General features: G+C 53.8%; 17 protein-coding genes and 1 pseudogene. 11 read left to right on the forward strand and 7 right to left on the reverse strand.

Annotated features, from left to right (window positions below; translation table 11 throughout):
• The first annotated feature begins 4 nt into the window (after positions 1 to 4).
• Genes AC58P5_RS19580 through AC58P5_RS19605 form a run of 6 tightly spaced genes read left to right on the forward strand, consistent with a single transcriptional unit; the run spans position 5 to position 8,492 of the window.
• The gene (locus tag AC58P5_RS19580) at positions 5 to 1,135 is read left to right on the forward strand and encodes a hypothetical protein (protein ID WP_497389458.1); all 1,131 of its coding nucleotides are present in this window, start codon (positions 5 to 7) and stop codon (positions 1,133 to 1,135) included.
• 24 nt (positions 1,136 to 1,159) lie between these two features.
• A complete protein-coding gene (gene wsfD, locus AC58P5_RS19585; RefSeq protein ID WP_497389460.1) occupies positions 1,160 to 2,719 on the forward strand; it encodes a glycan biosynthesis hexose transferase WsfD in 1,560 nt (519 codons plus the stop codon).
• The gene (locus AC58P5_RS19590) at positions 2,697 to 4,247 is read left to right on the forward strand and encodes a hypothetical protein (protein ID WP_497389462.1); all 1,551 of its coding nucleotides are present in this window, start codon (positions 2,697 to 2,699) and stop codon (positions 4,245 to 4,247) included. The genes wsfD and AC58P5_RS19590 overlap by 23 nt, the downstream gene beginning before the upstream one ends.
• Before the next feature lie 10 nt (positions 4,248 to 4,257).
• A complete protein-coding gene (locus AC58P5_RS19595; protein ID WP_497389464.1) occupies positions 4,258 to 5,511 on the forward strand; it encodes a glycosyltransferase family 2 protein in 1,254 nt (417 codons plus the stop codon).
• Positions 5,512 to 5,530: 19 nt separating this feature from the next.
• Positions 5,531 to 7,648: a cellulose biosynthesis cyclic di-GMP-binding regulatory protein BcsB gene (locus AC58P5_RS19600; protein WP_497389466.1), complete on the forward strand. Its 2,118-nt coding sequence runs from the start codon at positions 5,531 to 5,533 to the stop codon at positions 7,646 to 7,648.
• The gene (locus AC58P5_RS19605; RefSeq protein ID WP_497389468.1) at positions 7,638 to 8,492 is read left to right on the forward strand and encodes a diguanylate cyclase domain-containing protein; all 855 of its coding nucleotides are present in this window, start codon (positions 7,638 to 7,640) and stop codon (positions 8,490 to 8,492) included. Before AC58P5_RS19600 ends, AC58P5_RS19605 begins: the two co-directional genes overlap by 11 nt.
• A 74-nt stretch (positions 8,493 to 8,566) precedes the next feature.
• Here the strand turns inward: AC58P5_RS19605 and AC58P5_RS19610 are convergent, their stop codons facing one another.
• Positions 8,567 to 9,769, reverse strand: a complete 1,203-nt coding sequence (locus AC58P5_RS19610) for an MFS transporter (RefSeq protein ID WP_497389470.1) — start codon at positions 9,767 to 9,769, stop codon at positions 8,567 to 8,569.
• A gap of 198 nt (positions 9,770 to 9,967) precedes the next feature.
• On the opposite strand from AC58P5_RS19610, the gene AC58P5_RS19615 reads away from it, so the two are divergent.
• The 4 genes and pseudogenes from AC58P5_RS19615 to AC58P5_RS19630 all read left to right on the forward strand — a co-directional run.
• Positions 9,968 to 10,372, forward strand: a complete 405-nt coding sequence (locus tag AC58P5_RS19615) for a winged helix-turn-helix transcriptional regulator (protein ID WP_497389472.1) — start codon at positions 9,968 to 9,970, stop codon at positions 10,370 to 10,372.
• A 26-nt stretch (positions 10,373 to 10,398) separates the two neighbouring features.
• Positions 10,399 to 10,692 carry an ArsR/SmtB family transcription factor gene (locus tag AC58P5_RS19620; RefSeq protein ID WP_497389474.1) on the forward strand — a complete coding sequence of 98 codons (294 nt, stop codon included), beginning with the start codon at positions 10,399 to 10,401 and terminating at the stop codon, positions 10,690 to 10,692.
• Between the two features lie 168 nt (positions 10,693 to 10,860).
• Complete coding sequence (locus AC58P5_RS19625) at positions 10,861 to 11,880, forward strand: NADP-dependent oxidoreductase (RefSeq protein ID WP_497389476.1); 1,020 nt, start codon at positions 10,861 to 10,863, stop codon at positions 11,878 to 11,880.
• A 455-nt stretch (positions 11,881 to 12,335) separates the two neighbouring features.
• Positions 12,336 to 12,470: pseudogene (locus AC58P5_RS19630) on the forward strand (aldehyde dehydrogenase family protein); the annotation flags it as partial.
• Between the two features lie 208 nt (positions 12,471 to 12,678).
• Here the strand turns inward: AC58P5_RS19630 and AC58P5_RS19635 are convergent.
• From AC58P5_RS19635 to AC58P5_RS19660, 6 genes are all read right to left on the reverse strand, one after another.
• Complete coding sequence (locus tag AC58P5_RS19635; protein ID WP_497389478.1) at positions 12,679 to 13,137, reverse strand: hypothetical protein; 459 nt, start codon at positions 13,135 to 13,137, stop codon at positions 12,679 to 12,681.
• A 140-nt stretch (positions 13,138 to 13,277) separates the two neighbouring features.
• Positions 13,278 to 14,678: a DUF5050 domain-containing protein gene (locus AC58P5_RS19640; RefSeq protein WP_497389480.1), complete on the reverse strand. Its 1,401-nt coding sequence runs from the start codon at positions 14,676 to 14,678 to the stop codon at positions 13,278 to 13,280.
• Positions 14,679 to 14,838: 160 nt separating this feature from the next.
• On the reverse strand, positions 14,839 to 15,066 hold the full coding sequence (gene yedF / locus AC58P5_RS19645; protein ID WP_497389482.1) for a sulfurtransferase-like selenium metabolism protein YedF: 228 nt from the start codon (positions 15,064 to 15,066) through the stop codon (positions 14,839 to 14,841).
• On the reverse strand, positions 15,056 to 16,270 hold the full coding sequence (yedE, locus tag AC58P5_RS19650; protein ID WP_497389484.1) for a selenium metabolism membrane protein YedE/FdhT: 1,215 nt from the start codon (positions 16,268 to 16,270) through the stop codon (positions 15,056 to 15,058). Before yedE ends, yedF begins: the two co-directional genes overlap by 11 nt.
• Before the next feature lie 199 nt (positions 16,271 to 16,469).
• Positions 16,470 to 17,000 carry a PadR family transcriptional regulator gene (locus AC58P5_RS19655; RefSeq protein ID WP_497389486.1) on the reverse strand — a complete coding sequence of 177 codons (531 nt, stop codon included), beginning with the start codon at positions 16,998 to 17,000 and terminating at the stop codon, positions 16,470 to 16,472.
• Positions 17,001 to 17,085: 85 nt separating this feature from the next.
• Positions 17,086 to 18,240, reverse strand: coding sequence for a YhgE/Pip domain-containing protein (locus AC58P5_RS19660; protein WP_497389487.1), 1,155 nt, complete (start codon positions 18,238 to 18,240; stop codon positions 17,086 to 17,088).
• A 255-nt stretch (positions 18,241 to 18,495) separates the two neighbouring features.
• On the opposite strand from AC58P5_RS19660, the gene AC58P5_RS19665 reads away from it, so the two are divergent.
• On the forward strand, positions 18,496 to 20,259 hold the full coding sequence (locus AC58P5_RS19665) for a methyl-accepting chemotaxis protein (protein ID WP_497389489.1): 1,764 nt from the start codon (positions 18,496 to 18,498) through the stop codon (positions 20,257 to 20,259).
• Positions 20,260 to 20,295: the final 36 nt, after the last annotated feature.

Raw genomic sequence — 20,295 nt, forward strand, 5'->3', positions numbered from 1 at the left:
CGGCTTGAAGAAAGGAACCGTGATCATGCTCGGTGTCGTTCTGTGTCTGATTTTGTTCCTGACGTTCAACCGGAAAACGGATGACGCTTCTCCGATGCCGGGCCCTTCCGGTGAACCGGCCGTGCAGAATGGAAAAATCATCAACGTGCAGAATGAACGGCAGGCGTTGTATGCTTTTATAAAGACCCGCATGACGGGTCCATTCGGCGTGTTTACGAACTTCAAAGAAACGGATGAAGCCACGGAGGCGGCTACGGGCCGCGAAGTGCTCAGCGAATCCGCCTCGCTTCAAATGAGGGAAGACGTACGGTCCGAACGGAAAGAGGAATTCGCGCAGCATTGGGCGCTTGCCAAACAGACGTTTGACCTGAAACAAGGCTTCAGCTACCGGTACAGCCCCAAACAGCAGAAGAAATACCCGCTCAACGCGGCGGTAGACGACCTGCGGATGATCCGGGCTCTGGCCGAGGCGGCCAAGGCCTTCGGTGAACCGGCTTACGCCAAGGAAGCGGAGAAATACGGCAAACGGTTTTACGAGACGAACGTGAAGGACGGCAGGCTTTACGATTTTTACGATGAAACGTACGGAATCACGAACAAGTTCGTGACGCTTTGCTATATCGACCTGCGGACGCTTGGAATGCTGCCTGTGTCCGATGTTTCCAAGCAAGCGCTTTTGGATAATATGAAGGGCCTTATCGCAAAAGGCTATTTGTCGGACGCGTTCCCTTTTTACGAGACACGTTTCGATTACGAGAAGAACACCTACACCTCCGAGGGGATCAATATGGTGGAATCCCTGCTGACGGTCCTGCATTTGGCGGAGGCGGGTGAACCGAATCCGGCCAGCATCCGTTACATCAAGGAACATGTAAAAGCGGGAACCCTGTACGGCCGGTACACGAAAGAAGGCGACCCCGCCAATCAGGTACAGTCTACGGCGATTTACGCGATCACGGCGATGATCGGCTCGGAGCTCGGAGATGCTTCGCTTTATCGGGACAGCATTCAGAGAATGAACGCCTATCAGGTGAAAGATGAAGGCAGCCCGCTGAACGGAGGCTTCGGAGATGTCGCGGCCGGACAGGCGTATTCCTTCGATAATCTCATGGCCCTGCTGGCGTATACCTACTAACTTATATAAAGGAAGGTGATCCGGATGACGACGGAAAAATCCATCAAAGAGCGGCTCCGCCAGGGATTGATGCTGGCGGGACGTTATGTTTCCCCTGCTCTGCTGGCCGCTTTGGGTGTTCTGCTGATCACCGGCTTCGCCTTGTTTGTTCCTCCTTATATCGGAGTAGCCGATAACGGGGACTTTTTCCGCAGTATCTACAGCGAGGGCCTTTATTTCAATCTGCCGGATTACGACAGCCAGCGCTTCGGGTATTTCGTCAAGCAGTATGGCATTTACCAGTACTTTAACGAAAACGGCACGACCATAGTGTCATCCCAGTCGCTGTTCATTAAAGCGGCACTCCTGCTAAACCAGCTTCTGTTCAGCTCGGTTGTATTCGACATCCGCTTTCAAGCGCTGCTCTTTACGCTGCTGCTGGCGGCTGCCGTGTATTTGCTGGTGGAAGCTCTGACCTGGAAAATAGCCAGGAAACACGGCTACCTCATCGCGCTCCTGGCTATTTTTATGTTCGGTGACACGGGGTACACCGCTTACTTCAGTTCCTTCTTCGGCGAAAGCATCGTGTACGTGATGATGCTGTTCGTCTTCGCGTCCTGGCTGCTCATGTACCGCAAAAGATACAACGATTACGCGCTGCTGGCTCTGTTCGTAATAAGCACGCTTATCCTGACGACGTCCAAGCAGCAGAACGCCCCGGTCGGCATTATCGTCGCCTGCATGGCCGTGGTTCTCCTGTGGGTCCGCAAAGAGAAGCTCTTCCGGCTGCTGACGGCGGGATCGCTGGTGCTGCTGTTCGTATCGGGGGTGGCGACTTACGCCATGATTTCCAAAGAATTCGTGAACATCAACCAGTATCACGCCATGACGCGCGGGGTTCTTATGCAGTCGGCGAATCCCGAGGATACGTTGAAGTCGTTCGAGATCGACAAGCAGTACGCGATCCTGAAAGGCAGTATTTTTTACGAGCCTTACGCTACCGTAGACGTGAATTCACCCATGCTGGAAAAAGATTTTTACAGCCGCTACGGATTCGGTTCCATCCTGACTTACTATGTCACTCACCCGGACAAGCTGAATTCCATGCTGAATGTGGCGGCCAAGGACGCTTTTACGATCCGGCCTACCGCAATGGGGAACTATGAAGCTTCCGCAGGCAAACCGTTCGGGACGCATGCGGGTTTCTTCTCCGGCTACAGTGTGATGAAGAAAGGCTTGTCGCCCAAAACCTACGGATTCATCGTGATCTGGATTATTGTGATCGTGGGCCTGTACATGCCTTCGTTCCTCGCCGCTTTCCGCGCCCGCGACCCCCGGCTTGCCCAGCGTCTGATTCTGATCGCCGCGATGATTTTTATCGGCTTGGCGGGCATCCTCGTCTCGATCATCGGGGCGGGAGACGCGGATTTGGCGAAGCACGAATTTCTGTTCACGGTCGCGTTCGACCTCGTCACGTTTATGGCGGTATCGGATCTTCTGAGCCGCCGCCTGATGCGCAATCACGGGTATGCGGACGGAGCGGACGAGATCCGCACCGCAGCCGGGAAAGGTGGGAACGCGCTTGCGCAGCATCCAAGCCTATAAAATCAGCCTGCCGGTCCTCCTCCTGCTCGTCCTGCTGCTGATCCCTCTGCCGCCCGCGTCCGCTGCCGGGTCTCAGCCCGTCAAGGTGCTGCTGCTCTACGACAGCCTGGCCAAAGGAACGCCGCGCGAGGGGAATGTGGCCGTGCTCCAGCAGCTGCTGGCCTCCTATCGCACAGAGGTGACCGTGTCGAGTATCGACCGGTACAAGCAGGGGACGATGCAGGCTTACGCCAACGTCATCACCCTCGTCAACGACGGGGATCTCCGGATAAGCAACCAGGCGTATCTCGACGATTTGTCCGCTTATCCGGGCGCTTATCTCCATGCGGGCTATCAGCTGCCTGCCAAGGTCCGCGACAAGCTATCCGCCGCAACGGAAACAGTGAGCCGCGGCACCGCCGAGATTGCCGCGGACAAACGGACGCAGCCGGATATCCCTGTCCGGGATATCGAGGTGCTGACGCAGACAAGCGGAAGCACGTACGGCACGATTACGCTGAGCGGAAGCGGGCGCAAGGCGCCCTTTAGCGCCGAGGCGGCGGGAATGGCGTATGTCCCTTATTTTCAGAAAGGGAATCTAAGCGAGCTTGCCATGGCTTCGGTGCTGAAGAAGTGGCTCGGCATAGAGGAGACCGGACAGGCTTACGTGGTCCTCAAAGAGATATATCCCTTCTCCGATCTGGATTTGCTGGAAGAGACGGCGGACCGGCTGTACGGAGCGGGAATTCCTTTTGCGATCAGCATCCGGCCCGTATTCAGCAATACCGACTTCCCGGCTATGCAGCGGTATGCGGAAGCGCTGAAGTATGTGCAGACCCGCAACGGAAGCATTCTGGTCAACGCTCCGGTCGTGCTGGACGGAGTGAGCCGGGAGGGAGGCACCCTCCGGGAGAAGATGAACTGGTTTATCGCCGTTCTGGCGAAGAACGGGGTGGCTCCGCTCGGCGTCGGCACGGAGATGTACTGGGCGTACGACAAGGAGTACGCGAAGTCGGGTCTCGGCTTCTTCGATTCCGCGGTACTTTTTCCGGATGTAAAGACGCTGTACATCGATCCGTCCGATACGTCGAAGCCTTTCGCGTCCGCTCCGTACAGTATGCCGATGAGCTTTCTCCGGCAGTTCGGCGCTGCGGATAGGTCGGTACCCGCCTTCCCGATGGATACCGCCGTCGTTTACGACTTTTTCGGGAGCAAGGAAGAGATGGAAGAGGCTGTCGGAACGCTGGGCTCCTCCGGAATCCCGTTCGCGGATTATAAATCCGGAAGCCATGAGGTAAAGGCCGGAGACACCGTTGTCGCCTCGTCTCGCGGAGCCGTCACGATTAACGGCAGTCCGGTCAATACGGAATACACGCCCCAAAAAATCAGCGCCGATTATGAATACGAGAAGAAACAGCAGCAGAGTCTGGCAGGGGCATTCAGCGTTCAGAACCGGATTTTTATCATCATTATCATGGTGTCTCTGGTTGTCTTCGGAGGTTTGATCGTGGTCGGATATCGTCTGTACCGTAAAAAATACATGAAATAAGGAGCTCTCTATGACTATCTCAGACTACCTGATGGTGATAGCGGTCTTGTGCATCTGGTCCCTTCTTCTTGTGAACGTTCTGCTCATTATCGCGGGCTACTTCTATTACGTGCAAACCGAGAGAGAGCCTATACCGGACATTCCGGCGGGAGAAGAACCTTTCGTCACGATCATGGTCCCGGCTCACAACGAAGGCAAAGTGATCAGCCAGACGGTGGAAGCGCTGCTGGCCTTCGATTACCCGCACGACCGGTATGAAATTATCGTGATCAACGATAATTCCTCGGATAACAGTGCGGAACTGCTGGCGAACATCCAGGCGAGGAATCCCCGGCGCAATCTCATCATCATCAATACCGATTCCGTAACGGGAGGCAAGGGGAAATCCAACGCGCTCAATCTGGGATTCGCGCAGAGCAAGGGCGAGCTGATCGCCATCTACGACGCCGACAACACGCCGGAGAAAAAAGCGCTGCGGTACCTGGTGGCGGAAATCACGAATGACGCTTCCCTCGGGGCCGTCATCGGCAAGTTCCGCACCCGCAACCGGGATGTGAATCTGCTTACGCGCTTCATCAACATCGAGACGCTGTCGTTCCAGTGGATGGCCCAAGCCGGCAGGTGGAAGCTGTTCAAGCTGTGCACCATACCCGGTACCAACTTCATTATGCGGCGGCATATCGTGGAGAGCATCGGGGGCTGGGATGTGAAGGCGATCGCCGAGGATACCGAGATCAGCTTCCGGATCTACATGATGGGCTACCGGATCAAGTTCCAGCCGAAGGCCGTCACGTGGGAACAGGAGCCGCAGACTGTCAAGGTGTGGTTCAAACAGCGGACCCGCTGGGCCAAGGGCAACATTTACGTGATCGTGAAGAACTGCAAGCTGCTCTTTCACCCCAAAGCGAAGAGGATCCGGTTCGATATCCTCTATCTGCTGTCGATCTATTTTCTTCTGGTGACGGCGCTCGTGACCTCGGATGTTCTGCTTGTGCTCAATGCGCTGGGTTATGTACATACGACCATCGCAAGCTTCAGTACGTTTTTATGGCTGCTGGCGGTCACGCTCTTTGTAGTAGGCACTTATGTCACGTTAACCACCGAAAAAGGTGAGATGAACCTCTCCAATGTCTGGATCATCATGCTCATGTACGTATCCTATTGCCAGATGTGGATGGCGGTCGCCGCTTACGGCCTTTATAACTATTTCAAGGATCAACTTTTCGGCCGGGAAGTAAAATGGTATAAAACCGAACGCTATTAATGCGCTTAGGAAGATTTCAATGAAAAATCGAGTACAGGAGAATTTCATGATGACTATGAAAAAATGGCTGCTGTTCATCTGCCTCTTATCGATATTCGCGGCCCAGTTCGGCCAGGGCGCCGCGGCTGCTCCCGCGAACGGGGAAGCGCGTACGTACCAGACTCCGTTCACCGAAAGCGAAGCATCCTTGTCGGGTGCCGTAAGCTCCAAGCAGAAATATTTCGAGCTGATGGATTACTGGAATGTAGAGAATATCAAAATCAATCTGGACTATCAGGCCACGCAATTGGCTAAAGAACTGATATCCAGTGTCACTTTATCCGTAAACGGTCATGCGTTTCATTCCTTCCGCCCTGTGACTGCCGATAACGGGCGCCAGCGGTTGTCGGTATCCGTGCCGAAAGAATGGCTCAAGAAGGGCAGCAACATGCTGGAGATTACCGGCTACATCCGCACCGTCGATAACGAGGTGTGCGCGCCGGACGATGCGCCCGATCACTGGCTCAGCCTGTTTACGACATCGAGCATCGATGTGGCCTACACGAATGCGGAGCTAAAAGCGGCCATCAACGATTTCAGTCACCGCTTCGCGGGACTGGATACCGTCGGCGCCGGACAGAGCGTCCTGACGGTACCGGATAACAGTGACCCCGCCGAACTGGAGACGGCCGTCTACGCGCTCTCCGGCTTCGCCAAGGCCAAGAAAAACGCGGATAAGGATATTCCGCTGCTGCCTTACCGGGCCGATGTGCTCAAGGACAGGCAGGCGGTTGTCCTTGTCGGGCTGTATGACCGGCTTCCGGAAGGAATCAAAGGGCTGCTGAGCAAGCAGGATTACAACACGAAGGCCGTCGTCCAACTGGTGAACAAGGACACGCAGCCGACGCTGGTCGTAACTTCCCAGAATCCGAAGCTGCTCGTTCAGGCCGGCCGCTTCGTCGCCAATCCGTCCCTGATGGAGCAGATGGACAGCGACCTGAAGATCGTCGAGGAGACCACCGATGTGGCGACGCCTCCCGTGGCCTACAGTACCCAGGTGACGTTCACCGAAACCGGTGACGAATTGAGAGGGCCGGGCCACCGGGAGAAGTCCTATTTCGTATCCCTGCCGACCAACCGGTCTATTGCCGATGCCGGGCAGATCACTCTCGACTTCCGGTATGCCCAGAATCTGGACTTCAACCGTTCCCTGGTGACGGTCTCCATTAACGGCATTCCGATCGGCAGCAAAAAGCTGACGAAGGAAATGGCGAACGGAGACAAGGCCGTTTTCGCTATTCCGTCTAATGCCGCGGTATCCGGCAACTTCTCCGTGACGGCCGCTTTTGACCTGCAGATGGTCAGTGCCGCCTGTACGCAGAACGGCAATCAGACGCCTTGGGCCTTCCTTACGAAGGATTCCATGATCAATTTCAAAACCAAGGACCGGACGGATATGCTGTTCAACAACTATCCGTACCCGTTCCTGCGTGACGGAGTGTACAACCGCGTAGCGGTCGTGCTTCCCGAGGCGAAGGATGACTATACGTACCGTTCCGTCTCGAATGTGTTCAACCTGTTGGGTCAATACGCCAGCGGCAACATGGGAGATGTCCGTTTTTACAAGGATACGGCGGGCTCGGACCAGCTGAAAGACTCCAACATTATCGCCATCGGCACCTTTATCGACAACAAGCTCATTCAGGAAAACAACAAGAATCTATACTTCAAGTACGATCCCAAGGGCGAAGGCATTCTGTCCAACGAAAAAATAAGCATAGAAACCGAGTACGGAAAACGGCTGGGAACGCTCCAGCTTCTTGCTTCGCCTTTCCAGGCGGGCAACGGTTTTCTGGCCGTAACGGGGGCCCGTGCCGAAAACTATTACCTGGCTTCCAAGCTGATCGCTAACGAGAACGCCAAGTGGAAAGTATACGGCGACGGCGTCATCACCGATAAGGACGGCAGCGTTAGCGCCTACCGGTTCAAGAAAGAAGCGGGCGAGGGAGAACAGTCCCTGGTGAAGGACGTGCTGCAGCGCGGCGACGTTCTCGGCTTCCTGGTCGCTTTCGTGCTGGTCGCCGCTCTTGCGATTCTCTCGCTGATCCTGTTGATCCGCAAACACTTGAAGAAGAGAGGTGGCCGCGATGAAAGTTAATCGTAGTTCGCTTCTATCCGATATCGCTTTTCTGGCGCTGCTGGTGCTGTGCAACGTTTGCGTCGCTTTCACCGCCGGGGACCCGAACAGGTACGTGGAAAATCTGATTTTCCTCAATCTCGCTTTCTTCTTTGTGGTTGTCACTTACTTCACCACGGTTACGGCCGGGCTCATCCTGAACATCGTCTTCATTTTCGGGTACGGGACCTACATTCTGTACGAGACGGTAACCCGCGGGGAGACCATCGGCGTATCGACTTACTTCTGGCTGATCATGACGCCGGTCCTGACGGTCGTCATCTGGCTCTTTACGACGGCGACAAGGCAGCTCCAGGCCGAGAACGACGATCTGCAGAAGCAGAAGGCCCGGCTGGCGACGCTGGACGAGCGGACGGATCTCAAGAACAGCATCGCGTTCCGGAAGGATGCGAGTGTGTTCGCGGGGATCTCGACCCGGTATAACATTCCGCTGACGCTGCTCGTCATCAAGGTGAAATACTGGAACGAAATCCGCCCGCTCATCGGCGATGAACAGCTTGCGGAAGCCATTATCGACGTCTCCAAAATCAGCCAGGCCAGCATCCGCACCAACGATGCCCTGTACTTGCTGGACAAGGAAGACGCCACATGGGGGCTGCTGCTGTTTACGGACCGTGACGGGGTCAAAGTCGTGATGGAACGGATCAAGCTGAGCCTGGAGGAGTTCAATACCCGGGATTTTGCCCAGAAATACAAGGTCGACCTCAGTTTGAAAATGGGCGCGGTCCAGTATCAGGCGGACACGATCGACTCGCCGATCGACTTTATCGTCCAGGCGAAGAAACAGCTGGAGTATGACGTTTAGGAGATGGATAATAAAAACACGGCACGCTGAACGACTCAGCGTGCCGTGTTTTTGTATAGTGGTCAGGCTCCGGGTTAATTCAAGGCTTTTTCCCGAGGAGCCGTTCTGCCTTCAAGCAGCAGGCTCCAGCCGGTCAGAAGAACGGCCGCCACGACCATAATGCCGCCGACCCAGGTGGTATGGATCAGGCCCACCCGTTCGGTGACGACACCGCCCAGGTAGGCGCCGATGGCGATCCCGGCATTGAACGCCGCGATATTGATCGCGGATGCGATATCAACCGCCGCGGGAACATAGCGTTTGGCGAGCGTCAGCACGAAGACTTGAAGCCCGGCCACGTTCATAAAGGCGAACAGCCCCATCAGAATGACGGTGATCAGTCCGGCTGCCTTGTACGGGGCCGTGAAGGCAAGCGCGAACAGGACAATCGCCTGCAGAAGGAACATGACCAGCAGAGCGGGCAGAGGCTTGCGGTTCGCGGCTTTGCCGCCGATCACGTTGCCCACGGCAATGGCTACTCCGTAAACGAGGAGGAGCAGGGTGACGGTATTCTCCGCGAAGCCGGTGACGGTATGGAGCAGCGGAGACAGGAACGTGAACACGACGAAGGTGCCGCCGTAGCCCATCGCCGTAATGACGAACATCAGGAGCAGCCTGCCGTTCGTCATGAGCCTCAGCTGGTCGCGTAACGTGGTGCGGACTCCCTTCGGCAGTGTGGAAGGGATGAGCATGCTGTTCGCGATGAAGGCGACGACGCCCACAACGACGATGGCCGCAAAAGCGAGCCGCCATCCCCACTGCTGGCCGATGAAGGTGCCGATCGGCACGCCGGTAATGGTCGCCACGGTCAGTCCCGTGAACATGATGGAGATCGCGCTGGCGCGGCGGTGTTCGGGCACGAGATCGGCCGCGATGGTCGAGCCGATGGACATGAAGACCCCGTGGGCCAGTGAAGAGACGATGCGGGCGGTAAGCAGGACGCCTATGGTCGACGCTCCGGCCGCGAGGCTGTTGCCGATGATGAAGACGACCATAATCCACAAGAGCAGCGTTTTACGCGACATCGTGGAGGTCAAGGACGTCAGGATCGGGGCGCCGAGCGTAATACCGAGCGCGTACATGGAGACCGTAAGTCCCGCTGTCATCAGGGAGGTCTGCAAGTCCTCCGCAATCAGAGGCAGCAGCCCTACGCTGATAAACTCGGTGGTGCCTATGGCGAATGCGCTAATGGCCAGAGCCAGTAGAGCGAGCGTGCTTTTTCGTGAATCGGCAATCATGGTTCTCTCTCCTATCGGTTCAGAATTCCGGGTATAATTGGAAGTCTGTTAGTTGAACCGGCGGTATGGTGCATACCGGGCGGGTGAATGCTATTATGGGGGATAGAGTTCCGCATGAAAAGAACGTACTTTTAAGTATTATAGGTACCTGTGAGTACCGTAGTATCTTTGGGGAAACCTATATAGGGAGGCCGAAACATGACGACAAAGAAGAAATACAACATACCGGTTGAAGCGACTTTGGAGATTATCGGGGGAAAATGGAAGTGCGTGATCCTATGCCACCTGACGCACGGAAAAAAACGCACCAGTGAGCTGAAGCGACTTATGCCGGCGATTACGCAAAAAATGCTCACCCAGCAGCTGCGCGAATTGGAGGAAGACGGAGTGATCAAAAGAACGATCCACCAGGAAATCCCGCCGCGCGTCGATTACGAGCTCAGCGAATACGGGTGGGGGTTGCAAAAAATCCTCGATTCTCTCTGCGCCTGGGGCGAGAAACATATTATTAAAGTATACGGAGACAAGTCGGCGGTTCTGGAAGACAGCTTTTTAAACGAGAAGAGTTTTGATACGGCAGAAGATGCGAACGAGTTGACATAACATAGGAGGGAGAATAAAATAGTTCTATGACTATCGAACAATTAACTGTGGAAGACGAGCAGCGGGTCAAGATTTTTAAAGCATTGGCCGAAGTAAAGCGAATCGAAATGATCCGGTATCTTCATCGTCATGACCGCAGCAATACGTGCGGGGAGATTGGCGAGTCCGTAGGCATGGACAAATCGAACGTATCGTATCATCTGAAGATTTTGTATGAAGCCGGCCTCATAAAAGTGATCCGCAGCGGACAGAATAAAACGAGTGAACTGCGGAAAGACGTGTTTAATCAGTTTTTGCCGGGTTTCTTGGACAGTTTGTAAAATTGTCGGGAAGCCTATGTTTTTTTGACCCAATAGTTGCAAAGTTTTAAAACTATCAAAATAGGGTAAAAGACAGGTCACACCCGTTTGATACAGCTAGTTTGTACGATAGCTTTATTTTTTATTAACCATTGTTTAATAAAACTAACGAGAAATGAGTGACTTCATATGCCGATGAATAAACAAATCGTACTCCGTTCGCGTCCCGAAGGCATGCCGACCGGTGATCATTTCGAATTCCGGGAAGTTCCCGTATCCGATCCTGCCGAGGGCCAGGTTGTCGTGCGTTCCCTGTACTTGTCCGTGGACCCGTATATGAGAGGCAGAATGAACGACTCCAAATCTTACGTGCCGCCGTACAAGCTGAACGAGCCGATCAGCGGCGGGATTGTCGGGGAGGTCGTAGCTTCCCGTTCGGAACAATTCGAAACCGGAGACAAAGTGCTGGGGATGCTCGGCTGGCAGCTCTACAACACGGTAGACGCTTCCGCCGTCCGCAAAGTGGACGAAAATCTCGCGCCGCTGTCCGCTTATTTGAGCGTGCTCGGACTTACGGGAATGACGGCTTACTTCGGTCTGCTGGATATCGGCAAGCCGAAAGAAGACGAGACCGTCGTCGTGTCCGGGGCGGCCGGAGCGGTCGGCATGATGGTCGGACAGATCGCGAAGCTGAAAGGAGCGCGTGTCGTCGGTATCGCGGGCTCGGACGAGAAAACCGCCTACTTGGAGAAGGAGCTCGGCTTCGATGCCGCGGTTAACTATAAAACGGCGGATAACCTCGACGAAGCGATCGCAAAAGCATGTCCGGGCGGAGTCGACGTTTACTACGACAACGTGGGCGGACGAATTTCGGATGCCGTGATGAAACAGCTGAACGACCATGCGCGCATCCCGCTTTGCGGCGCCATTTCCTCCTACAACAGCACGGACGGCGACCTCGGTCCCCGGATTCAGCCTCAGCTCATCAAGACCCGGTCTTTGATCCAGGGCTTCGTTCTGAGCGATTATGCTGCCCGTTTTCATGAAGCAGGAGCCGATCTGGGCAAGTGGCTGTCCGAAGGCAAGCTGAAGTACGAAGAAACGATTGTGGAAGGCTTTGACAACGTTCCTAAAGCGTTCCTGGAGCTTTTTAAAGGAACCAACCTCGGTAAAATGCTTGTAAAAGTAAGCGAGGCGGACGGAGAGTGACCGAGAATCTTTCGGTCGCGCAGCGAGACAGAAGCCGAGTTGACCAACAAGCCGCATGAAATATAGTTTAAGTGACGAAGGGCGGGAGAGTTGGTGTCCACCTCCTCTCGTTACACAGGAAATATAAATTCAGAGATGGCAGCATACGAGGAATTGATCACACGACAGGGGACATTTTTCCATACCAGACAAACGAAAGAGATCCAGTTTCGCACCCAGCACTGAACAAGCTGCAAGACGCCATCGGGAAGTATGAGAAGGGTTTGCTGGCTGCCATAAGAAAAGATTTGAACAAGTCGGAAGCGGAGGCCTACTCCTCTGAAATCAGGATCGTCCTGGAAGAAATCCGGTTTACACTGGAAAACCTTTCGTCATGGATGACGCCGAAGCAGGTAGATACGCCGTCTTTTTTGGGCGATGCAACCAGTGTCATTATCCGGAGCCGTACGGAGTACGAAACGCTGGCGCACCTGACGTCGCCTTTCCTGCCCTTCGGAGGGGTAGGCGAGAGCGGGATGGGCTCCTATCACGGGCAAGGGAGCTTCGATACGTTTTCTCATAAGAAGAGTATCCTGAAGCGTAAGGCTTGAACGGATAAAGAAAAACCTCCGGTTCCGCACTCAGCGGTTCCGGAGGTTTTTGCGTTTTTGTATGCTTACAGCCGTTCATTAGGGAATGTTCATTATAACTTTTTCCGGGTGTTCCTGGGATGCTTTTCTTATCGGACAAAGATTCAGCTTCAATCTTCCGGCAAAGAACCCTTATCCATTTGATTGTATAAGGGTTCTTTGCTTACTCTTAATAGGTGAAGAAAGATAAGGTATAAGGGGCACTGCCGTATTGGGTGGAGTCGTGTCCGTAAATTTTGAAATAGACGGTGTCTCCGGGATAAATGGGGCTGAAGGAAATACTGTCTTCCACCCCATTGCCGTGGTCACTGGCTGTTGTCGTAGCCTCGAAGTTATTATGTTGAGACAAAATTTGTATAACTTGCAGATCATAATTATTGTTCGAAGGGCTGTAAAGATGAACGGAAGCGCTGCTTATCCTATTCCCCGTGTTATTGGTCCATTTGAAATAATCAACATCCGTACTGTCGGAAATAGTTTGCACGGCAGCTGAATTGGGAGAAATAGCGATTGCGGTTCCCCGGGAGTCTCCCACTCCGTCATTTGCAAAAGCCGATTGAGATCCTACCAGTAATGCTGAAGCAACAACACCTAAGGCCAACAAATTTTTTGCGTATCTTTTTCGCATATGATCTCCTCCAACTCTAATTTAGGAGCTTTAAGCTCCAATAGTATAGACAAGTTGAGGAGGGAAAAAGTTACAAAATTTGTTAAAACAACTATTTTTTACTCAAATTTTGTGTTTGAGAAGTTTTTTGTGTGTTTTTGTTACAGCCGTTCATTAGGGAACGGATTGCTCGTTTTGGACGTAATGATTTCACGCTGCGAGCCGTCTTTCTTAACACGGCCGAGGGAAAAAACGATGTCCGCGTAACGGTGCGTTTCGGACCTCTTTGTTTCATAAGTCATGAAATAGATCCAATCACCGATTACGTTTAATTTAACAAGAGTGTTGTCTATTCGCAGCTTTTCTGCGCCGCCCTGCAGATCGGTCAGGTAGACTTTCCGGTCCAGAAAGCTTAGCGCTTTTTCCAGAACGAGATAGTCGGGCCCTACATAATACCGGCTCAAGGGCACATTATCTACAGCCACAGATTCCTCGCCGGTCTGTACGGACATTTTTAGCAGCTGGTTAGCGTCCTTATGGTAGTAAATAAAGCCGTTGGCCGCGCGCAGTTCATGGACGAATTCCTTGGTGTAGGTTTTGCGGTTTCGGCCGTCAAGGTCGACGGAATAAAGACCTCCGGTGCTCCGCTTGTAATAGATACGTCCTTGATAGGGGACGAAATCCATCACATCTTCATCTTTTTGCGAAAGCTCTTGTTTGCCGCTTCCGTCCAGCTTCATCTTGAAAAGAGGGCCGGAACCGAAACCCGCGGTAACGTTATAATAAATCCTGTCCCCGGTTACATAGACTTGTCCGGCTTTTTCATTGCTGAGCTTCGTGCGTTCGGTGCCGTCCGGCCGGATCCGGTATACTTCCCCCGCATCGGTCCGCTCTCCTTGAGTGAGAAGCCGGTAGTACACCCAGCCTCCTGTCACTTGGATCTGAGCGGCGGGATCGTCCGTGATTTTTACAGGCTCGGAGCCGTCTTCTTTCATCCGGTACAGCTTGCTTTCATCACCCACATTCTGATAATACACCCATCCGTTGGATTGGGTTACAAATGCCTGGTTCAGAATGTTCTGGACGTCGTTTCCTTCTCCCGGAGCAAACACGGCGGCAGGTGCCGGCGTATCGCCTAGGGTTACCGTATGCGTATCGGCATTCCATGCGATCGCAATGCCGAGTGCCTCGGCAATGAAACGGACAGGTACCATGACCCGGCCGTTTTCTTGCTCCGCGGAGGACTCCAATGCGGTCTCCCGCCCGTCAATGTGCGCCAGAGTGCTCCCGACCGTCAGGTCGATAAGGGTGGCGCCTTTGCGCACGGTGGCGGTCTTCGTCGATTGAGACCATTCGACTTCCGTGCCAAACGCCTCTGACAGCGACCTCAGCGGGACGTAAGTCAAGCCGGACTCCGCTTGAATATAGGCGCGGGAATCGGGAAACAGTTCAGCGCCGTTGACGACGACCGACACATCCTGTCCCGGAGATGCCGATGCGGAGGAAACCCCTGTGAAGCAGTCGAACAGAGTAAGCCCGATCAGCGCGGGAACAAGACGCAAGAACCGACCTGTTTTACTTTTGAAACGTGAAGAATTACCGTTCTTGCTGTTCCTGGTATGTAAGCCTGAAGAGAAGAATACGTTCATTCTGGATGCAACCGACCTTTCCAAAGAGATCATTCTTTTATCGCGGCTAAGGACAATCTTGCCAACCTTTTCTCTAGGCCCGGATATACAGGGTAAACTCCTGGCCGTCTCTAACCGGCTCCTGGGCCATCGTATAGCCGTGCTTCACCACTTCTTCCGGAACGTTGCGGAAGGCGGCCGGGCAGTCTGCAATTACCTGCAGAAGCTGCCCTTTTGTCATATCGCGAAGGGTTTCCAGCGTATAAATGACGGGATACGGGCAGGATTCGCCCCTGATATCGAGTGTGTAATCAACGGACATGTGTGGTGTCCCCTTTCTTGAATCCGGTTCCGAACCGGTAGTTTTTCTGCCAATAAGCGGCCACGGCAAATCCGGCGGCCAGCAGCGCAAGCGTAGCGAACAGGGCGCCGTAAGGGCCCATCAGCGGGATCAGGTTAATCTTCGAGCCGCTCTTGGCGAGCAGGTCGAAGACGCCGAGATGATCCCAGGCGTAAGCGAGTGCGGTCGCCCCGATAATGTTGCCGATAAATACCGGCAGAAAGACGACCTGGCCTTCCATCAGCCGGTACATCATGCCGGTCTCGCAGCCCCCTGCAAGCACGATGCCGAGGCCGAACAAAATTCCGCCCACGAGCGTGCTGGGTGCGGCGATTTTGGTGATGGGCTCCAGCCCGTACACGAGGATGATGATCAGCGTAGCCACGGAGCTTATCGCCATGCCTGCGGTAATGGCCTTGGTCATGGTGGCGCGGCCGCTGATCCAGAGATCCCGGAACGCCGAGGTGAAGCAGATTTGCCCGCGTTCGATCAGAATACCGAAGGCTGCGCCGAAAATCGCGGCGGCGCCCAGCATGGACTTGCCCGAGGCGAAGAAATAAACGATGAGCGCCGCGTAACCGAGGGCAATCCCCGCCCCCACGTAGGGCTGTACGATCCGTTTCTTCGCGGCTGACGGGGCTGCGGCCGTGTTGCCCTTACTCAGCACAGGCTTGCCTTTCCACCAGGCCGTGTTGACGACCTTCGCGCCGAGATAAGTGCCGATCGCGGTAGCCGCGATGAAGATCCAGGAGTGCAGCGAGAACTGCGGCACGCCCGTGAAGAAGGCGGCCAGGTTGCACCCCAGGGCGAGCCTTGCGCCGAATCCGGCGATAATCCCTCCGGCGAACCCCTGCACAAGCCGGCGTTTTTGCTTCGGAATGCGGATTTTAAAATTGTTGCTGAGCAGAATCATAATGAGGGCGCCGATAAACATCCCCCAGACGATCCACCCGTCGGTGCGGGTCAGCGTAGTCCCGCTCATGCCGACCAGCTTGAAATAGGCCCAGTCCGACACATCTACGCCGAAGAGCTGGAGAATGTGCCCGCCCAGACGGGTGAATTCCCCGGTTACCGCCCAGACGGTTTTCGTAATGCCGAAGTACAGAGCGCTTAACACACCGGCCAAACCCATGGCGATATAAGGACTCCAGTAATGAGTAAAAATTTTCTTGATGTTCCCCTGCATACTTCTTCTAGCCCCTTACTCTAAGTAGTCAATCTTATCCATTCTTCATTCTACTACAACCCATTCTACTACAACCTCCGGAAGAATGGGGCAATCCTGGTTTATAAAAAAATCCAGACAAAGCAAAAAATCAGGGCAAAAGTTTCTTCTGCACCTGATCCGTTTAGTGACACTTTTCCGTTTGCATGAGGGGAACCGGTTATTCGCTTCCGTTTTTAACGAAGTCAAGCAGCTTTACCAGCCATTCCGACTCCAGCTTCATCCGGTTATGGACATAGTCCTGAATGAGATGAACGCTCGGCGGGGTTTTGTCCTTGAAGGCCTCCCAATCCTGATTCTGCTGTTCGCTTCGGTTTCTCATCTTGTCCATAACTTCCTCGATCAGAAAAATAAGCTTGTTCTTATCGGCATGCTGCAGAAAAAGGGTGGACGAATAGAGCGATTCGACTCCGGTGAAATTCCGGAAGCTCGCGTAGATTTCCTGCTCCAGAAACTCGCGGCCTTTCGGTGTAATTCCGTAGGTCGTTTTTTCGGGGCGGTTGTCCTCGCGGATAACTTCGCGTTTTTCGATATAGCCCTTTTTTAACAGAACGTCAAAATTGTAATAAAGGGTTCCGTCGTTGATTTTGTGAACGTCCTCTATGTTGTTCTTCTTGAACATTTTCTTTATATCGTAAGGGTGGTGGTTGCCTTCGCATAAGATTCCCAGAATAAAAATCTGCAGTGACATCGGAAAGTCTCCCCTTTGAACCATCATGTTGAAAAACCGGGGGTCCGACGGACCCCCAAGCCTTCTTATTGTACACGAAGAGGGCTCAAGAAGCATCCGTCAGCGCTTTTTTCTTGAATCCGGGAGATACGAACAGATAGGCCAGCTGTCCGACCACAAGCGACGCAATGGCCATACCGGCGAGTCCGAGAAGGTTTTCCCCGATCCTGCCTCCGCCGAAGAGAAGGCTGAAATCGGTTTGTACGGTGTAGTACATGATGGAGATGTGGCTTACCCATCTGAACAGAGCCGGCATCATATCCTGGGTCATCACGGCGCCGCTGCTGATGGTCTGGAAGAGCATAAGCGTGAGGTTCGCGAAAATAGCGGCGTCTTTGAGCAGATAGCAGAAAATAGACATAAATTCGATTGCCGCGAACAGCTCCAGCGCATGAACGAGCCATACCTGAAGGAAGACGCTCGCTTCGTAACCGCCTTGAACCAGGAAGTAAATCGTCAGGCCGATCAGCGGAGAGAAGAAGGCGACAAGCGCGTTTACTCCCTGTGCATACCAGAAGGCCTTGGCGCGGCCGAGGATAGGGGTGTAGGCCCGGGTTGCGCCCGTCACCATCATGGAGAAAACCATGGCTCCTACGTAACTCACCATCGTCAGGAAGAAAGGCGCCATCTGATTATGCATTCCCGCAGGCACTTTATTGATATTGATCATGTTGGGCGCAAGCTTGGCCGGGATTTCGGCGGCAAGCTGTTTGGCCTGCTCTTCGGGCATGTTCAGATTTTGCAGAATACCTTGGGCGTTTTGTACGGCGAACTGCTGGTTCAGACTGCCGGTAATTTGCGTAACGACCGCCTGCATCGTGCTGGTAACCGTCGCCGGGTTAGACTGGTTGATCATAAAATCCAACGGAGCTTTCTGGTTCTGCCGGGAAAGCTTCTCCGTAAAGTCCGCGGGGATATGGATAACCAGATGAACGTCGCGGTCGTTCAGCTTTTCCCGGGCCTGCTCCAGCGAAGCGCCCGTAGTGACGTGGAAGGGCAGCTCTTTCTGCAAGCCGGCGGCGATTTCCTTGCCGGCCTGCGTGTCTTCGTTGACTATCGCGACTTTAAGCTCGTCGATATTCTTGGGGATCGCGCTGTATCCGGACATAAAAATGGCGATAAACGCAACCTGGTAAAACAGGATCATCGTTAATCCGCCGATCACGGCTTTGCTTTTCATAAAATTTAAAAATTCGTTCAAGTGCTCTCACTCCTAGAGAAAATATATTCTAATCAAAGTACTCTAATTAGAGTAATTTATTTTTGTAATTTTACGCTTGGCAGTCCGGCTTGTCAAATGAATAAATGATGAACGGGTTCTAATCGTAAAACTAAGTCAAAAGACTCAAATTTACTAAAAATTTATCGAAAAAGTCGAAAATATCCTTGTTTTAAAATCTCGATTTCGAGTTTAATAGGAGTTAAGACCTAAAAATACATAAAAATGAGGAATCTTATGAAGTTCAAACAGAAGCTTACGCTCAGCTTTGCAGCGGTATTGCTGCTGACCCTCGCGGTCGGAGCCATTGGACTCTACCAGCTCACCTCGGTAAACAAGGTGTATCAGAGCCTCATTAACGATCGGGTAGAAAAAATTCTGCTTATCAAGGACTTGGGAACAACCGCGGCCGAAGAAGCCAAAAACGTCAGGGGCTACCTCCTGACGGGCAATGAAGAACATGTTAAGAGCTATGAGCAGGACAGAGGGAAGTTCAAAGCGGAAATGAGCAAACTGCAGGCTAACATACATCAGGACAAGTCTAAAGAACTGGCCGCCCGGTTAAGCGGCCTGGAAGAGCAGTATGCGGGCGTCGTGACCGAAATAGCGGCATACAAAAAGGTTGAAGATATCAAGAACTACACCAGACTGGTAGAGGAAAAATGCGTGCCGATGGCCCGCCAACTAGCGGATACGGCTTCGGAGCTGGAAGAGTTTCAGCAGTCGCTGCTGAACCAGTCCGTTCAGGAGACTTCAAATCAAGTGGATGACATCAAGACAATTCTTTGGATCACGCTTTTTGTGGCGCTTGTCGCGGGTGTCGTGCTCGCTTATCTGATCACCCGGATGATCGCACGTCCCGTAACGCTTGTGGCCCAGGCAGCCAAGCGGATTGCGGAAGGCGATTTGACGGGCGACGATGTACGGCTCAAGCAGAAAGACGAAATCGGCCAAATGGCGGGGGCTTTTAATGAAATGAAAGCGAACCTGAGGACGCTGCTCGCCAAAATCAACCGGAACGCCGTTGAAGTGGCCGCCGCTTCCAAGGAGTTGTCGGACGGCTCCGAACAGGCGGTCACGGGCGCGCAGCAGGTGGCGGAATCGATGCAGGATATTTCCGGGACGGCCGACCGGCAGGTGAACCAGCTGCGCGAAAACAAGCAGGCCATCGAAGAAAGCGCGCAGAGTATCCAGCGTATTGCCGAGTCGGCTTCCATTACGGTGGAGTCGTCGGAACAGGCGGCGCTGCAGGCGGAAGAGGGGAGAAAGCTGCTCGGGGAAACCGTCGTCCAGATGAAACAGATCCGGACCACGATAGAAGAATCCGCCGCGGTTATTCACGACTTGGGCGAGCAGTCCAGAAACATTGAGAAGATCACGGCCTTCATCAAGGATATCGCCCGGCAGACGAACCTTCTGTCGCTTAATGCGAGCATCGAGGCGGCGAGAGCCGGAGAGCACGGCAAAGGGTTCGCCGTCGTGGCGGGAGAAGTGAAGAAGTTGGCGGAGCAGACGGGAGAAGCTTCGGAGCAAATCGCGAAAGGTATTCAGCGGATGGTTCAGACGGTAGCCCAATCGGTGACCGCCATGAACCGTGGCTCCGACGAGATGGAGGCCGGAACGCGTGTCATGAACCGTACCGGCGAAGCGTTCAGCGGCATTTATCAAGCGATCGAGACCGTAACCGGCCAGGTGCAGGAAGTTTCGGCCGCAACCGAAGAGCTGTCGGCCGCTACGGAACAACTGCTTAAAGCGGAGGAACAGCTTGTCTTCTTGTCCGCGGATATTTCGGGCCATTCCCAGAGCGTGGCGGCCGTCTGCGAGGAGCAGCTCGCCTCCATGGAGGAGACTTCCGCGTCTTCCGACACGCTCAGCCGCATGGCGAAGGAATTGCAGGACGAAATTCAGAGGTTCAAATTCGAGGGCGATGAACCGGAGGCGGCAAGACAGCCCGACGTTCATTACCGGGGACACGAGGAGCCGGCAGCAGCGGCTTCCTAAAGCATTCCGGCCTGCCCGCGGCAAGGAGCCGCCTGC

The organism is Paenibacillus sp. JT31N7 (assembly GCF_059692095.1).

What these genes read in the sequence shown, in the direction of transcription:
- AC58P5_RS19605 (WP_497389468.1), top strand. Translation starts at nt 7,638, where the DNA reads ATGAAAGTTAATCGTAGTTCGCTTCTATCCGATATCGCTTTTCTGGCG.
- AC58P5_RS19625 (WP_497389476.1), top strand. Translation starts at nt 10,861, where the DNA reads ATGCCGATGAATAAACAAATCGTACTCCGTTCGCGTCCCGAAGGCATG.
- AC58P5_RS19620 (WP_497389474.1), top strand. Translation starts at nt 10,399, where the DNA reads ATGACTATCGAACAATTAACTGTGGAAGACGAGCAGCGGGTCAAGATT.
- AC58P5_RS19665 (WP_497389489.1), top strand. Translation starts at nt 18,496, where the DNA reads ATGAAGTTCAAACAGAAGCTTACGCTCAGCTTTGCAGCGGTATTGCTG.
- AC58P5_RS19635 (WP_497389478.1), bottom strand. Translation starts at nt 13,137, where the DNA reads ATGCGAAAAAGATACGCAAAAAATTTGTTGGCCTTAGGTGTTGTTGCT.
- AC58P5_RS19595 (WP_497389464.1), top strand. Translation starts at nt 4,258, where the DNA reads ATGACTATCTCAGACTACCTGATGGTGATAGCGGTCTTGTGCATCTGG.
- AC58P5_RS19610 (WP_497389470.1), bottom strand. Translation starts at nt 9,769, where the DNA reads ATGATTGCCGATTCACGAAAAAGCACGCTCGCTCTACTGGCTCTGGCC.
- AC58P5_RS19655 (WP_497389486.1), bottom strand. Translation starts at nt 17,000, where the DNA reads ATGTCACTGCAGATTTTTATTCTGGGAATCTTATGCGAAGGCAACCAC.
- wsfD (WP_497389460.1), top strand. Translation starts at nt 1,160, where the DNA reads ATGACGACGGAAAAATCCATCAAAGAGCGGCTCCGCCAGGGATTGATG.
- AC58P5_RS19600 (WP_497389466.1), top strand. Translation starts at nt 5,531, where the DNA reads ATGAAAAATCGAGTACAGGAGAATTTCATGATGACTATGAAAAAATGG.
- yedF (WP_497389482.1), bottom strand. Translation starts at nt 15,066, where the DNA reads ATGTCCGTTGATTACACACTCGATATCAGGGGCGAATCCTGCCCGTAT.
- AC58P5_RS19615 (WP_497389472.1), top strand. Translation starts at nt 9,968, where the DNA reads ATGACGACAAAGAAGAAATACAACATACCGGTTGAAGCGACTTTGGAG.
- yedE (WP_497389484.1), bottom strand. Translation starts at nt 16,270, where the DNA reads ATGCAGGGGAACATCAAGAAAATTTTTACTCATTACTGGAGTCCTTAT.